Raw genomic sequence first — 14310 nt, 5'->3', positions numbered from 1 at the left:
CCACCGATGCCACCCCCGGCCACCCCTAAGATGACCTTCCGGCGGACCACACGGCCCGCCGTCGCCGAGGACGGCGACATGGGAGGAAGCCCGGTGCGATTCCGGCGCGGTCCCGCCACTGTGAACCCGGCAGAGCCACACCGCCGGGGAAGTCAGGAACTCCCGCTGTCCTCACTGCCCGGGGCGCGGAAACCCCGAGGAAGGCCTGCCGCCGCATGATCCTGCTGCTGTCGACGTCCGACACCGATCTGCTCAGCGCCCGCGCGGCGAACACGGCGGACGGCCCCGTCCCGTACCGGTTCGCGAACCCCTCCCGCCTTCCCCTCGACGACCTCCCCGGCCTCCTCGACGGAGTCGACCTGGTCGTCGTACGCCTCCTCGGCGGCCTCCGCGCCTGGCAGGACGGCCTCGACCTGCTCCTCGCCCCCGGCCAGACCCGCCCGGTCGTGGTCCTGACCGGCGAACAGGCTCCGGACGCGCAGCTGATGGAGGCCTCCACGGTCCCGATCGGCATCGCGGCCGAGGCCCACGGCTACCTCGCGCACGGCGGCCCGGCCAACCTCGACCAGCTGGCCCGGTTCCTCTCGGACACCGTGCTGCTCACGGGTCACGGCTTCGAGCCGCCCGCCGCCGCCCCCACCTGGGGCCCCCTGGAGCGCGACGCGCAGCGGACCACCGAGGCGGCCCCCAAGGTCGCGGTGCTCTACTACCGCGCCCACCAGATGAGCGGCAACACCGCCTTCGTCCACACCCTCTGCGAGGCCATCGAGGCGAAGGGCGCCCAGCCCCTCCCCCTCTACGTCTCCTCCCTGCGCACCCCCGAGCCGGAGCTCCTCCAGGCCCTGGAGTCCGTGGACGCGATCATCACCACCGTCCTCGCGGCCGGCGGCACCCGCCCCGCCACCGCCTCCGCCGGCGGTGACGACGAGTCCTGGGACGCCGGCGCCCTCGCCGCGCTCGGCGTGCCGATCCTCCAGGCGCTGTGCCTGACCGGTTCGCGTTCCGCCTGGGAGGAGAACGACGAGGGCCTGTCCCCCCTCGACGCCGCCACCCAGGTCGCCGTGCCGGAGTTCGACGGCCGCCTGATCACCGTCCCGTTCTCCTTCAAGGAGCTCGACGAGGACGGCCTGCCCGCCTACGTCGCCGATCCCGAGCGCGCCGCCCGCGTCGCGGGGATCGCCGTACGCCACGCCCGTCTGCGCCACATCGACCGCCGCGACAAGAAGGTCGCTCTGGTCCTGTCCGCGTACCCGACCAAGCACTCCCGCATCGGCAACGCGGTCGGCCTCGACACCCCGGCCAGCGCCGTCGAGCTGCTGCGCACGCTGATCGCCGGCGGGTACGACTTCGGCCCCACCGAGGACATCCCCGGTCTGGTGTCCGGCGACGGCGACGAGCTGATCCGCGCCCTGATCGAGGCCGGCGGCCACGACCAGGACTGGCTGACCGAGGAGCAGCTGGCCCGCAACCCGGTCCGCATCCCGGCCGCCGACTACAAGCGCTGGTTCGCCGAGCTCCCGGCGGAGCTGCGGGGCAGCGTCGAGCAGCACTGGGGCGAGGCCCCGGGCAACATGTTCGTGGACCGCTCGGCTAACCCCGAGGGCGACATCGTCCTGGCGGCCCTGCGCCGCGGGAACCTGCTCATCCTCATCCAGCCGCCGCGCGGCTTCGGCGAGAACCCGATCGCGATCTACCACGACCCGGACCTGCCGCCCTCGCACCACTACCTGGCCGCGTACCGCTGGATCCAGGCGCGCGCGGAGGACGGCGGCTTCGGCGCCGACGCGATGATCCACCTGGGCAAGCACGGCAACCTGGAGTGGCTGCCGGGCAAGAACGCCGGCCTGTCCGCCGCCTGCGCGCCGGACGCCGCGCTCGGCGACCTCCCCCTCATCTACCCCTTCCTGGTGAACGACCCGGGCGAGGGCACCCAGGCCAAGCGCCGCGTGCACGCGACCCTGGTCGACCACCTCGTCCCGCCGATGGCCCGGGCCGAGTCCTACGGCGACATCGCCCGCCTCGAACAGCACCTGGACGAGTACGCCCAGATCTCCGCGATGGACCCGGCGAAGCTGCCGGCCATCCGCGCCCAGATCTGGACCCTGATCCAGGCGGCGAAGCTCCACCACGACCTGGGCCTCGAAGAGCGCCCGGACGACGACGGCTTCGACGACTTCCTGCTCCACGTCGACGGCTGGCTGTGCGAGGTCAAGGACGCCCAGATCCGCGACGGCCTGCACGTGCTCGGCGGCGCCCCGACCGGTGAGGCGCGGGTCAACCTGGTCCTCGCCATCCTGCGCGCCCGTCAGATCTGGGGCGGTACGACGGCCCTCCCGGGCCTGCGCGAGGCGCTGGGCCTCGACGAGTCCAAGGCGACCCGCACCTCGGCGGACGAGGTCGAGGCACAGGCCCGCGCCCTGGTCCAGGCGATGGAAGACGCGAACTGGTCCCTCGACGCCGTGTCCTCGGTCGCCGCGGACCAGTCGCCGGAGGTCGTGGCGGTCCTGTCCTTCGCGGCCCGCGAGGTGGTCCCGCGCCTGGCCGGCACGACGGACGAGATCGCCCACGTCGTCGCGGCCCTGGACGGCCGCTTCATCCCGGCGGGCCCCTCGGGCTCCCCGCTCCGCGGCCTGGTCAACGTGCTGCCGACGGGCCGCAACTTCTACTCGGTCGACCCGAAGGCCGTCCCCTCCCGCCTCGCGTGGGAGACGGGCCAGGCCCTGGCCGAGTCCCTCCTGACCCGCTACCGCACGGACAACGGCGAGTGGCCGGCCTCCGTGGGCCTGTCCCTCTGGGGCACGAGCGCGATGCGCACCTCGGGCGACGACGTGGCGGAGGCCCTTTCCCTCCTCGGTGTCCGGCCGGTCTGGGACGAGGCCTCGCGCCGCGTCACGGGCCTGGAGCCGATCCCGCTCGACGAGCTCGGCCGCCCCCGCATCGACGTGACCCTGCGCATCTCGGGCTTCTTCCGCGACGCGTTCCCGCACGTCATCGGCCTCCTGGACGACGCGGTCCGGCTCGCGGCCTCCCTGGAGGAGCCGGCGGAGTCGAACTTCATCCGCGCCCACGCCCAGGCGGACCTCGCCGTGCACGGCGACGAACGCAAGGCAACGACCCGTATCTTCGGCTCGCGCCCGGGTACGTACGGAGCCGGCATCCTCCAGCTGATCGACTCCCGCGACTGGCGCACGGACGCCGACCTCGCGGAGGTGTACACGGTGTGGGGCGGCTACGCGTACGGCCGCGGCCTGGAGGGCCGGCCGGCGCGCGACGAGATGGAGACCGCCTACAAGCGCATCACGGTCGCCGCCAAGAACACGGACACCCGTGAGCACGACATCGCGGACTCGGACGACTACTTCCAGTACCACGGCGGCATGGTGGCCACGGTCCGCGCCCTGCGCGGCACGGCCCCGGAGGCGTACATCGGCGACTCCACGCGGCCCGAGACCGTGAAGACCCGCACCCTGGTCGAGGAGACCAGCCGGGTCTTCCGCGCCCGCGTGGTCAACCCCAAGTGGATCGAGGCGATGCGCCGCCACGGCTACAAGGGCGCCTTCGAACTCGCCGCGACGGTCGACTACCTCTTCGGCTACGACGCCACGACGGGCGTGGTGGCGGACTGGATGTACGACAAGCTCACCGAGACGTACGTCCTGGACCCGACCAACCGCACCTTCCTGGAGGAGGCCAACCCCTGGGCCCTGCACGGCATCGCGGAACGCCTCCTCGAAGCCGAGTCCCGCGGCATGTGGGAGAAGCCGGACCCCCAGATCCTCGAATCCCTCCGCCAGGTCTACCTGGACACCGAGGGCAACCTCGAGGGCGAAGGCGAGTAGGACCGCAGGAAGAGGCCGTCCTCCCCGCCCCGGAAAGGGCGGGGAGGACGGCCTCTTCCGTCAGCCCGACTACGCCTTGACGGTCTGGTTCAGCGCGACGAGCGCCTGCGCCCACCGCACGTACTTCAGCTGCCCGAAGTCGGCGACGGTCTTGACACCGAACGCCTCGTGCAGCAGTTCGCCGTCCTTGTCGCTGACCCCCTTGAGGGCGGCCACGGGAGCCGCGAGCACCTCGGCGAGCGGCTTGTCGGCCCACGCCTTGTCGAGCACCTTGTCCAGATCGATAGCCACGAATGTCCCTCCCGGAACGCCGAAACCAAACACTGGGGCAAACTTAACCGAATCAGACATTTCCCCACAGTTCCGACACCCCTGCAGTGCCCACACCCACAGGCGCGCCACTTCCGCTCACGTCCAGCGAGGCCCACTCAGGCGTTCGCAGGGGTGGCGCAGCGCCCCAGCGGGCTCGTGGAGTCCCGCCGGCGCCGCGGAGGTGCTATGCGCCGACCAGCAACGGGGCCGCCCAGCGGGCGAACTCCTCGAAGCCGCGCGGCTCACGGCCCGTCAGTTCCCGCACCGAGCCGGTGGTGGACGCGTTCTCGCCGCCGCGCAGCGCTGCGAAGACGGCCACCACCTGCTCCGCGAGCCATGGCGGCAGGCCGGCCCGGGCCATCCCCGCGACCGCCGCACCGTCGGGGACGTCCACGTACTCGACCGGGCGGCCCAGGGCGCTCGACAGCAGCCGCGCGACCTCGGCGTAGGTCATCGCCTCCGGGCCGGTGAGGACGTGAGTCCGGCCGTCATGCGCGGACGTGACCAGCGCCGCGGCAGCGGCGGTGGCGACGTCACGCGGATCGACCATCGCGATGCGCGCGTCACCGGCGGGGAGGAAGAAGCGGCCGGCCTGCCGGATGGTCGCGGCAGAACCGAGGACGTTCGACATCATGTGGCTTGAGCGCAGCACCACCGCCGGGATGCCCGAGCCGCGCAGGTGCTCCTCAATGCGGCCGTGCTGGTCGAAGAAGACCGTCGAGGAACCGGCCCCTGCCCCGATCGTGGACAGCATGACCACCTGCCGGACACCCGCGGCGGCCGCCGCGTCGATCGCGTTCGTCCCGTACTCCACCTGCCTGGGGTCGTTCGCGCAGAGGAGGAACATCCGCTCGACACCGTCGAGTGCCCGCCGGACAGACGCCGGCTCCGCGAAGTCGCCGTGCGCCATCTCGGTCTCGCCGCCGAGAACGGCGGCCGCACGATCCAGGTCACGGACGAAGGCGCGAACCGAAGTCCCCCGCTCACGCAGCTCTGCGGCGACCTTCGAACCGACGTTCCCCGTCGCGCCCGTCACCAGCACCGTCGCCATAATCGCTCACTCCCAGAGGTCGGCCCGCGTCAGCCCAAAGTATCCGAACGGTGACACTGAGCTGCGGAACGAGACTGCAAGCACTCCAGCTGTCGTGATCTTGCCGGTCGGAGCTGGTGCGCCCAGAAGTTCCAGGTCCGCAACAATGGCACCCTCCGGACCCACGGCAAGTGCCTCAACGCCACCGCCGCCGGCACCGCCAACGGCACCCTCATCGAACTCCGCACCTGCGACAGCAGCGCACCGGGCCAGCAGAGTTCCTCCCCCGCGCCGACGGCGGTATCCACCCGGGAAGGCGGCCTCCGCCGGTTTCGGGCGCAATCCCTCGAAGGGGGGCATCGACACCTCCGAGTGGTTCGAACGCCGGGTCACCGGGCGCGCCTTGGGGTTCGGCGGCGCGTCGCAACTGTGTGCGGGCGTTCGTTCCCCGGCGGCCGTGACGCTGCTCTGAGCAGCCACGTTCTTCCGGCGTCAGTTCGCAGCCGCAGCGCCTCGGGAGGAATCTTGCGATCCGTGCACGTTCATGTGGTGTTCGACCCGGCACCGGGCGGGGGTGGCCGCGCGTGAGGCTCCTCAAGCGGCCTGCGGCCGCCGAGCCCGCCGTCTCCGAGAGCGAGCGCCGGCTCTTCGGCGGGCCCCTGCGCTACGACGCCGGCTGGTCCAACCACGACTACGCCCGGCTGGAAGGCCGGCTGATCAGCACCCTGCGCTCCATGCCCCGCATGGTCGGCGGCACCCTGCGCCTCGCCTGGGACACCGACCGGCCCGCCCTGCTCACCGTCGCCGCGGCCGAGGCCGGGCAGGGGATCACCTCCGCCGTCGGGCTGCTCGTCATCAGCGAGGTGCTCGGTACGCTGCTCGGCGCGGGCAGCGCCGCCGACCGGCTGCACGCGGCCGTGCCCGCGATCGGCGTCGGCGCGCTGGTCGCCGTACTCGGGGCCGTACTGGCCTCGCGGTCCACGGCGGCCGCCGGGCGGCTGGAGCCCAAGGTCGAACGGGCCGCGCACGAGCAGTACCTGAGCGCCGCCGTCGCGGTGGAGCTCGAGGCCATCGAGGACGGGGAGTTCCGGCGGCTGCTGGACAGCGCCCAGTGGGGGCCGCCCTCCGCCCGCCGGATGGTGGGGGCCTGCGTGGCCACCCTCGGCGGGGTCATCTCGCTGGTCGCCACCGCCGGGGTGCTCACCGTGCTGCACCCGCTGCTGCTGCCCATGCTGCTGCTCATCGCCGCCCCGCGCGGCTGGGGCGCGATGCGGGTGGCCCAGCGCCGCTACCTGTCCATGATCACTTGGGTGGAGCACGTACGGGCCGCCCGGCTCATCGGCCAGCTGCTGACCTCCCGTACCTCGGCCCCGGAGGTACGGGTGCACGGCGTGGGCCGCTATCTCCTCGGCCACTACCGGAACATGGCCGAGGTCGCCGAGGGCGAGGCCACCCGCCTCGCCAAGGACAAGGCCGCGACCGAGCTGCTCGCCGCCGCGCTCTCCGGCCTCGCGGGCCTGATCACGTACGGGGCGATGGGCGCGCTCATCGTCTCCGGCCGGATGGACCTCGCCGTCGCCGGCACCGCCGTGATCGCGGTGCGCACCGGGTCGGCGAGCCTGGGCGCACTCGTCTCCACCACCAACACCCTGCACGAGGAGTCCCTGTACGTCCGGGACCTGGAGCGGTTCGTCGCCGAGGCGGCCCGCCGCGCGATCCCCTCCGGAGGGCTGCCGCTGCCCGAACGGCTCGCCGCCGTACGGCTCGACGACGTGGACTTCAGCTACCCGGACCGGGACGAGCCCGCCCTCAGCGGGGTCACCCTCACCATCGAGGCGGGTACCGTCGTCGCCCTCGTCGGCGAGAACGGCTCCGGCAAGAGCACCCTCGTCAAACTCCTCGCGGGCCTGCACCTGCCCGACTCGGGGTCGTTGACCTGGGACGGCGTGGAACTGCGGGACGCCGACCGGGAGCAGGTCTTCGACCGCGTCGCCCTGCTGACCCAGGACTTCGAGCGCTGGCCGGTGACCGCCCGTACCAACATCGCCATCGGCCGGCCCGGCTCCGAGGAGCCGGACCGCGCCGCCGGGCCGGCCGCCGAGGTGGTCGCCGCCGCCCGGTACGCGGGTGCGGACCGGGTGGTCGAGAAGCTGCCGCACGGCTACGAGACCCTGCTCGCCCGGGTGTTCCGGGGTGCCTCGGAGCTCTCCGGAGGGCAGTGGCAGAAGTTCGGTCTGGCCCGCACCCACTTCCGCGACGCCCGCGTCCTCGTCGTGGACGAGCCGACCTCGGCGCTCGACCCGGAGGCGGAGATCGCCGCCTTCGAGAGCATCCGGGGCCTCGCCGGGCCGCAGCGTGCGGTGGTCCTCGTCACGCACCGGATGTCCGGCGTGCGCTTCGCCGACGTCATCTACGTGCTGCACGAGGGCCGGCTCGTCGAACAGGGAGGCCACGAGGAACTGCTCGCCCTGGGCGGGCGCTACGCGGCGATGTTCCGGATGCAGGCCGAGCAGTTCGACGGAACGGCAGGCGGAACGGCCGCCGGCCGGGCCGGCGGTACCGCGGAGGGTGCCCCAGGCGGTACCGCGGGCGGTAGCGGGGACGGCAGTGCAGTCGGCGCTGCGGAGGGCGCGCCCGCCGGATCAGCGGCGACACCGCCCCCTTCTATCCCCCGCCAGGCCCCCGCACCGCGGAACGGCAGGTCCGTCACCTGAAGCGGTGAACTCCCTCTTATCCCGGCGGCGCCACGGGTAGGGCACTGCTGATCTCGTGCGGGGGACCGGGACGACCGGGCCCCCGCACCCATGGACGAAAGGCCCACCCCGTCGTGACGCAGCCGTTTCAACTGCCGGATTTCTATGTGCCCTATCCGGCGCGACTGAACCCCCACCTGGAGGACGCGCGGATCCACACCAAGCGGTGGGCGCGCGCCCTCGGGATGCTGGAGGGTTCCGGCGTCTGGGAGGAGAGCGATCTCGACTCGCACGACTACGCGCTGCTCTGCTCGTACACCCACCCCGACTGCGACGGCGAGGCCCTGTCCCTGGTCACCGACTGGTACGTGTGGGTGTTCTTCTTCGACGACCACTTCCTGGAGATGTTCAAGCGCACGCAGGACCGGGCCGGCGCCAAGGAGTACCTCGACGGGCTGGCCGCCTTCATGCCGATGGACCTTGCCGACGGCTTCCCCGCGCCGACCAACCCGGTCGAGGCGGGCCTCGCGGACCTGTGGGCGCGGACCGTCCCCGCGATGTCCAAGGCCTGGCGGGAACGGTTCTCCTTGTCCACGAAGAACCTCCTCGACGAGTCGATGTGGGAGCTCGCCAACATCAACATCGGGCGGGTGGCGAACCCCCTCGAATACATCGAGATGCGCCGCAAGGTGGGCGGCGCACCCTGGTCGGCCGGACTGATCGAATACGTCGCCGCCGAAGTCCCGGCACGCGTCGCGCACTCGCGCGCGCTCGGCGTCCTGCGCGACGCCTTCTCCGACGCCGTCCACCTCCGCAACGACCTCTTCTCCTACCAGCGCGAGGTCGCCGACGAAGGCGAACTCTCCAACGCCGTATTGGTGTTGGAGACCTTCCTCGGCTGCACCACCCAGGAGGCCGCCGAGGTCTCCAACGATCTGCTCACCTCCCGCCTGCACCAGTTCGAGCAGACCGCACTCGCCGAACTGCCCCAGCTCTTCGCCGACCACGCGATGACCCCGGCGGAGATCGCGGCCGTCCTCGCCTACGCCAAGGGCCTGCAGGACTGGCAGTCCGGCGGCCACGAATGGCACATGGTCTCCAGCCGCTACATGAACGAGGAGGCCAGGGCCACCGCCCCGGTCACCCTGCCCTTCCTCCCGTCCGGGCTCGGCACGACCGCGCTCGACGTGAGGTCCGTCTTCACGCAGCGCTCGGCCGACCTGCGCCGCCGCTCCTTCACCCACGTCCCCTTCGAGCGCACCGGACCGTCCGTGATCCCGGAGGTCTACATGCCGTTCGCGCTCTCCCTCAGCCCTCATCTGGACCACGCGCGCGAGGGATCGGTCGACTGGGCCCGGCGCATGGGCCTGCTGGAACCGCAGCCCGGCGACCCCGGTTCCGCCATCTGGACCGAACAGAAGCTGCGCGGCTACGACTTCGCGCTCTGCTCGGCCGGCATCGACCCGGACGCCACGCCCGAGGCGCTGCTCCTCAACGCGTGCTGGCTGACCTGGGGAACGTACGGGGACGACTACTACCCGGTGGTCTTCGGCCAGGCCAAGAACCTCACGGCCGCCAAGGCGACGACCGCGCGGCTGGTCGCGATGATCCCGGTCGATCACGCCGAACAGCCGCCGCCGGCCACGGCGATGGAGCGCGCGCTCGCCGACCTGTGGGTGCGTACGAGCCGGAGCATGACCCGGGCCGTCCGCGCCGAGTTCCGGGCGACGCTCGTCAGCATGCTGGAGAGCTGGGTGTGGGAGATGGAGAACCAGATCCAGAACCGCATCCCGGACCCGGTGGACTACGCGGAGATGCGCCGGCACACCTTCGGCTCGAACCTCACGATGTACCTGTGCCGGCTCGGCCAGGCGGGCCGCGGCATCCCCGACGAGATCTACGCCTCCGGGACGATCCGGTCGCTGGAGAACGCGGCGGCCGACACCGCCTGCCTGCTGAACGACATCTTCTCCTACCAGAAGGAGGTGGAGTTCGAGGGCGAGGTCCACAACCACGTCCTGGTCACCCGGAGCTTCTTCGACATCGGCTACCCGGAGGCCCTGCACATCTGCCACTCGCTGATGACGCAGCGCACGGAGGAGTTCGAGCACATCGTCGCGAACCAGCTGCCGCTGCTCTACGACGACTGGAAGCTGGACGCCGACGCCCGGGCCGGGCTCGACGCGTACGTCGGCGAGCTCCAGGACTGGCTCTCCGGGATCCTCAACTGGCACCAGAAGTGCCGTCGTTACCGCGAGGAGGATCTGCACGGGCCGGGCCGGGGCCTGTCCACCGGCGTCTGGAGCTCGGACTTCGGCATGTCGGCCGCCCGGATCTCCCTGCCGGCCTGAACCGGGCCCACCGCGCCGGGCCCACCGCGCCGGGCCGCACCGAGCCGAGCCGCACCGAGCCGGCGGGCACCGAGCCGGCCCGATGCCCGCCGGCCCTCAGAACTCGTCGCTCGTGTGCGGCAGTACGGGCGTGCACAGGGCCGCGTCCAGCGCGGCGGCCGCGCCCGGCGTGTGCTCCTGTACCAGCCCGGCCGCGACGAGTTCGGCGACCCGGGTCCCGCCCAGGTAGCAGGCGGCCAGCTCGCGTACGTCCAGGGCCAGGTCGGCGGCGGCGTCCGCGTGCTCGTACGCCGCCCGGCCCGGCCCCGCGTCGAGCCGGAACCGCCCGGTGTTGGCGGGCAGCCGCAGGTCGTGCACCTCCAGCACCACGTCCACCGGCGCGGCCCAGGACCGCGCGGTCAGCGCCGCGCGTACGTCGACCATGCGCAGCCAGAGCGCCGGGAACTGGGCGGTGACCCGCACCTGGTCCCGGTCGGCGGCGAAGTGCAGCAGCGGGTCGTCGGGCGGGCGCCCCCACGCACGGACCCGGCCGGTGAGGTCCAGGGCGGCCAGGCACTCCCACAGGGCGGCGGCGACCGCCGGGGTGTCGGCCTCCAGTTCATCGACCCGGACCAGGCCCTGGGGCGCGCGGGCGGGCCCGCCGTCGGCTTCGGGCTTCGTGCGGTAGAGCACGTAGCCGGCGATCGGCTCGCCCGGCTCCCCGAGGACGATGATCCGCGGCGGGCTCAGCTCCTCGTCCTGCTCGTCCTGTTCGGCCAGCCACTCCTCGCGCCAGCGCGGAGCGCTGCGGCTGGGGCGGCCGGCCCGCCGGGAGCGGGCGGACTCGTGGAAGGGCCCGATCACGGCGAGCGCCTCCTCCGGGTCGACGAGCCGCAGCGGGCGGCGGTCCGGGTCGATGCGCAGAACCAGCGGCCGGGTGGAGTCGATCTCGATGGTGACGCCGGTGGTCGCGCCGCCGTAGCCGAAGCGGCCGTAGATGGCTGCCTCGGAGGCCCACAGGGCCGCGACCGGGCTGCCGGTGGCCGCGGCGCGCTCCAGCATCTCGGTCATCAGCGCGGTGAGCACGCCGCGGCGGCGGTGGGTGGGGGCGACGCAGACGAAGGTGAGCCCGGGGCAGGGCAGGTCCGCCCCCGGCACCGAGAGCCGGAAGTCGTGTGCGGCCATGAAGCCGACGAGGGCGTCCCCGTCGTAGGCGCCGAGGCGCAGGCACCGCTCCAGCAGTGCGTGGTGTCTCGCGCGGGCCTCCTTCTCGGGCCGGTCGTGGAAGACGAGGTACGCGAGTTCCAGAGCGCGGTCGATGTCGGCCTCGGGTACCTCATGGATGTCCACCATGATCGCGAGACTAAGCGGTTGATCGTGGACCGGTCATCCCATAAGGGTCAGAGGTGATGGGTTTCAGCCGTTCCGGCGGCCGGGCCGCGAAGGTGTGACTCCTCTCCGGATCCGGAAACCCGTGGCAGTCATGATCATCTGTGGGTACGGTGTGCCGTCGGCCGTCACGGGGAGAGGATCAGGGCGTGATCGAGGGAGAGCTCGTCGCACTGCGCGCACTGCGCGCGGAGGACGCGGAGCACCACCTGCGCTGGCGCAACGACCCCGAGGTGGTCCGTTGGGCGTCCGCCGGGGACCCGTGCTTCGGCCCCGTCACGCGGGAGGCGCTGGGGCTGTTCTTCGAGCGCATGCTGATGCTCTCGCCCCGGGAGTCGGCGGTGTTCACGGTGGAGAGCTTGCCGGACCGCCGGGTGATCGGCACGGCCGACTACCGCGACCTGGACCCCTGGGCCGGCGTGGCCACCCTCGGGATCACCATCGGCGAGCGGGAGTTCTGGGGCCAGGGGCACGGCTCCGAGGCGATGCGGCTGCTGGTCGACCACCTCTTCGGCACCTTCCCGCTCACCCGGCTCCAGCTCGACACCTGGAGCGGGAACGAGCGGGCCGTCCGGGCGTTCACCCGCCTCGGCTTTCGGGAGGAGGGGCGGCGGCGGGCCGCCGTGCTGCTGGCGGGTGAGCGGTACGACGAGGTGCTGTTCGGGATGCTCCGGGAGGAGTGGCGGGCCTGAGCCCGCCCGCGGTGCGCCCGCCGGGCGCCGACGGCGCCGCCGACCGCCCCGCGCAGGAAGCGGGCGCGGCCCTCGCGACGGCCGTACGATCCAGGTCGGCGCCCGGCACCGCTCGACGCCGCCGCCACATCCCGGACATCTGCGCCGCCCGGTCCCGTACCCGAGAAAGGGAGTAGCCGCCATGGCCCGACTGCACTCCTACGCCACCCGCGTCACCTGGACCGGAAACCTCGGCACCGGCACCAGCCACTACCGCGCCTACTCGCGGGCGCACGAGGTGGCCGCCGGAGAGCTGCCGGCGATCCTCGGCAGCTCCGACCCGACCTTCCGCGGCGACGCCTCCCGCTGGAACCCCGAGCAACTGCTGCTCGCCGCACTGTCCCAGTGCCACATGCTCTCCTACCTGCACTTCTGTACGGTGAACGGCGTGGTGGTCACCTCGTACGTCGACGAGGCGACCGGGACGATGGCCACCGCCGGGGACAGCGGGCAGTTCACGGAGGCCGTGGTGCACCCTCGGATCACCGTCGGCGAGGAGTCGATGGTGGCTGCTGCGATCGCACTCCACGAGGAGGCCCACCGGGCCTGCTTCATCGCCAACTCGGTGAACTTCCCCGTCCGGCACGAGCCGACCGTGACGGTGGGCTGAGCGTCCGGACGGGCCCGGTCACGCCGTTGTCCCGCGACAGGACCTGGACGGCCTAGCGGCCGGCGGGACCGGCCCAGGAGGCCGGGACGCGGCCGGTCCGGATCCGCTGGGGGTGGTCGCCGACGGGGACCGAGACCCGTTTGGCGCCGGTGGCGAAGTCGATGGCCGTGACCCGGTCGGCGCCGCTCTCGGAGATCACGCAGGCCGTCCCGTCACCGTCGACGGTGGCCCAGTACGGCTTGGCGGCGGGCACGAGCGGACCCTCGGTGAGGGTGGCGCGGTCCACGACGGTCGCGTAGTCGTCCATGGTTCCGGCGATGCACAGCTTGGCCCCGTCGGGGCTCATGGACATGCCGTGGTGGCGGGAGTCGTTGACCCAGGTCGTGCGGTCGGCGCTGGTGGCAGGGTTCCCGGGGAGCGTCTTGAGGCGGGTGATCCGGTCGGATGCCACGTCGTACTCCAGGAAGCCGTTGAAGAACGACACCTGGAAGTAGAGCTTCGACTCGTCGGGGCTGAAGGACACGGGGCGCACGGCGTCGGACAGGTCGCGGCGGCCGAAGGCGTCCAGCCGCTCCCGCATGTCGATCACCCGGACGGTCCGGAAGGTCTGCGCGTCGACCACGGTGATCTTCCGGTCGCCCTTCGTCCAGTCCAGCCAGGACGCGTCGAGTGCGGTGTTCACCTCGCCGATGGAGCTGTTCCACAGGAAGCGGCCGTCACGGGTGAAGGTGTTCTCGTGCGGCTTGTCCCCGGTGCCGAAGGAGCCGACCTGGCGTCCGGTGGCGATGTCCAGGACGTGCACGGTGTTGGAGGTGGAGGCCGAGACGGCGATGCGCGTGCCGTCCGGGGAGACCGCCATGTGGTCGGAGCGGAAACCGGAGACCGGGAAGCGCCAGTTGATCCGCCCCGAGGTCACGTCGATGGACACGACGTCGGCGAAGCTGGGGCGGGAGACGACGACCGCGGAGCCGTCCGGCGTGGTGAACATGTCGTCGACGAACTGGTCGTGGCCCTCGCCGGCGCTCTCCCGGATGCCGAGGAAGAAGGCGAGTTTCACGGGGTTGAGGTAGATCTCGCGGAGCCGCTCCGCCTTGTCGGGGATCACGTCGATCCGGCCGACCTTGGCGAGATCGCCGGTGGAGGCGAGGACGTCGGCGGTCCCCTCCCAGTTGTTCCCGACGAAGAGCACCTCGCGCAGGCCGGCCGCGGGAGCGGCGGGGGCCGGTGCCGGTGTGACGGCGGTGAGCAGGGCGGCCGCCGCCAGGACGCCGAGGGTTCGCACGGTACGCAACATCCGCTCAACTCCGTTGTGGGCAAGGGATGGAGAGGGCTCCTCCGGTGAGGGCCCCCATTACCGGCCGGTAAGATAGGGGGAA

9 protein-coding genes and 1 riboswitch are annotated in these 14310 nt (G+C 72.3%); of the genes, 5 read left to right on the top strand and 4 right to left on the bottom strand.

The features are described from left to right. Positions 1–82 precede the first annotated feature (82 nt). A riboswitch (cobalamin riboswitch) is annotated at positions 83–162 on the top strand. Between the two features lie 53 nt (positions 163–215). Beyond that, positions 216–3839 carry a cobaltochelatase subunit CobN gene (gene cobN / locus PV721_RS19185; protein ID WP_319725883.1) on the top strand — a complete coding sequence of 1208 codons (3624 nt, stop codon included), beginning with the start codon at positions 216–218 and terminating at the stop codon, positions 3837–3839. Positions 3840–3908: 69 nt separating this feature from the next. Here the strand turns inward: cobN and PV721_RS19180 are convergent, their stop codons facing one another. After that, a complete protein-coding gene (locus PV721_RS19180; RefSeq protein WP_319725881.1) occupies positions 3909–4130 on the bottom strand; it encodes a hypothetical protein in 222 nt (73 codons plus the stop codon). Positions 4131–4335: 205 nt separating this feature from the next. Then, positions 4336–5202, bottom strand: a complete 867-nt coding sequence (locus tag PV721_RS19175) for an SDR family oxidoreductase (RefSeq protein ID WP_319725879.1) — start codon at positions 5200–5202, stop codon at positions 4336–4338. Positions 5203–5765: 563 nt separating this feature from the next. Here PV721_RS19175 and PV721_RS19170 point away from each other — a divergent pair. Together PV721_RS19170 and PV721_RS19165 are read left to right on the top strand one after the other, a co-directional pair. Continuing rightward, positions 5766–7895, top strand: coding sequence for an ABC transporter ATP-binding protein (locus PV721_RS19170; protein ID WP_319725877.1), 2130 nt, complete (start codon positions 5766–5768; stop codon positions 7893–7895). Positions 7896–8008: 113 nt separating this feature from the next. Continuing rightward, positions 8009–10225 carry a terpene synthase family protein gene (locus PV721_RS19165; protein WP_319725874.1) on the top strand — a complete coding sequence of 739 codons (2217 nt, stop codon included), beginning with the start codon at positions 8009–8011 and terminating at the stop codon, positions 10223–10225. 96 nt (positions 10226–10321) lie between these two features. Here the strand turns inward: PV721_RS19165 and PV721_RS19160 are convergent, their stop codons facing one another. Further along, positions 10322–11557 (bottom strand): GNAT family N-acetyltransferase, encoded by a 1236-nt coding sequence (locus PV721_RS19160; RefSeq protein WP_319725871.1) that lies wholly within the window; start codon positions 11555–11557, stop codon positions 10322–10324. A gap of 185 nt (positions 11558–11742) precedes the next feature. Here PV721_RS19160 and PV721_RS19155 point away from each other — a divergent pair, with 185 nt between their 5' ends. Together PV721_RS19155 and PV721_RS19150 are read left to right on the top strand one after the other, a co-directional pair. Next, positions 11743–12285, top strand: coding sequence for a GNAT family protein (locus tag PV721_RS19155; RefSeq protein ID WP_319725869.1), 543 nt, complete (start codon positions 11743–11745; stop codon positions 12283–12285). 181 nt (positions 12286–12466) lie between these two features. Continuing rightward, the gene (locus PV721_RS19150) at positions 12467–12934 is read left to right on the top strand and encodes an OsmC family protein (RefSeq protein ID WP_319725867.1); all 468 of its coding nucleotides are present in this window, start codon (positions 12467–12469) and stop codon (positions 12932–12934) included. 52 nt (positions 12935–12986) lie between these two features. Here the strand turns inward: PV721_RS19150 and PV721_RS19145 are convergent, their stop codons facing one another. After that, entirely contained in the window at positions 12987–14228 is a 1242-nt protein-coding gene (locus PV721_RS19145) for a YncE family protein (protein WP_319725865.1), read from the bottom strand. Between the last annotated feature and the right edge of the window lie 82 nt (positions 14229–14310).

This window comes from Streptomyces sp. MB09-01 (assembly GCF_033794505.1).
In the GTDB taxonomy this organism is placed as follows: domain Bacteria; phylum Actinomycetota; class Actinomycetes; order Streptomycetales; family Streptomycetaceae; genus Streptomyces.
The sequence above is the reverse complement of the archived record's forward strand: the minus strand, read 5'-3'. Positions and strand labels throughout refer to the sequence as shown.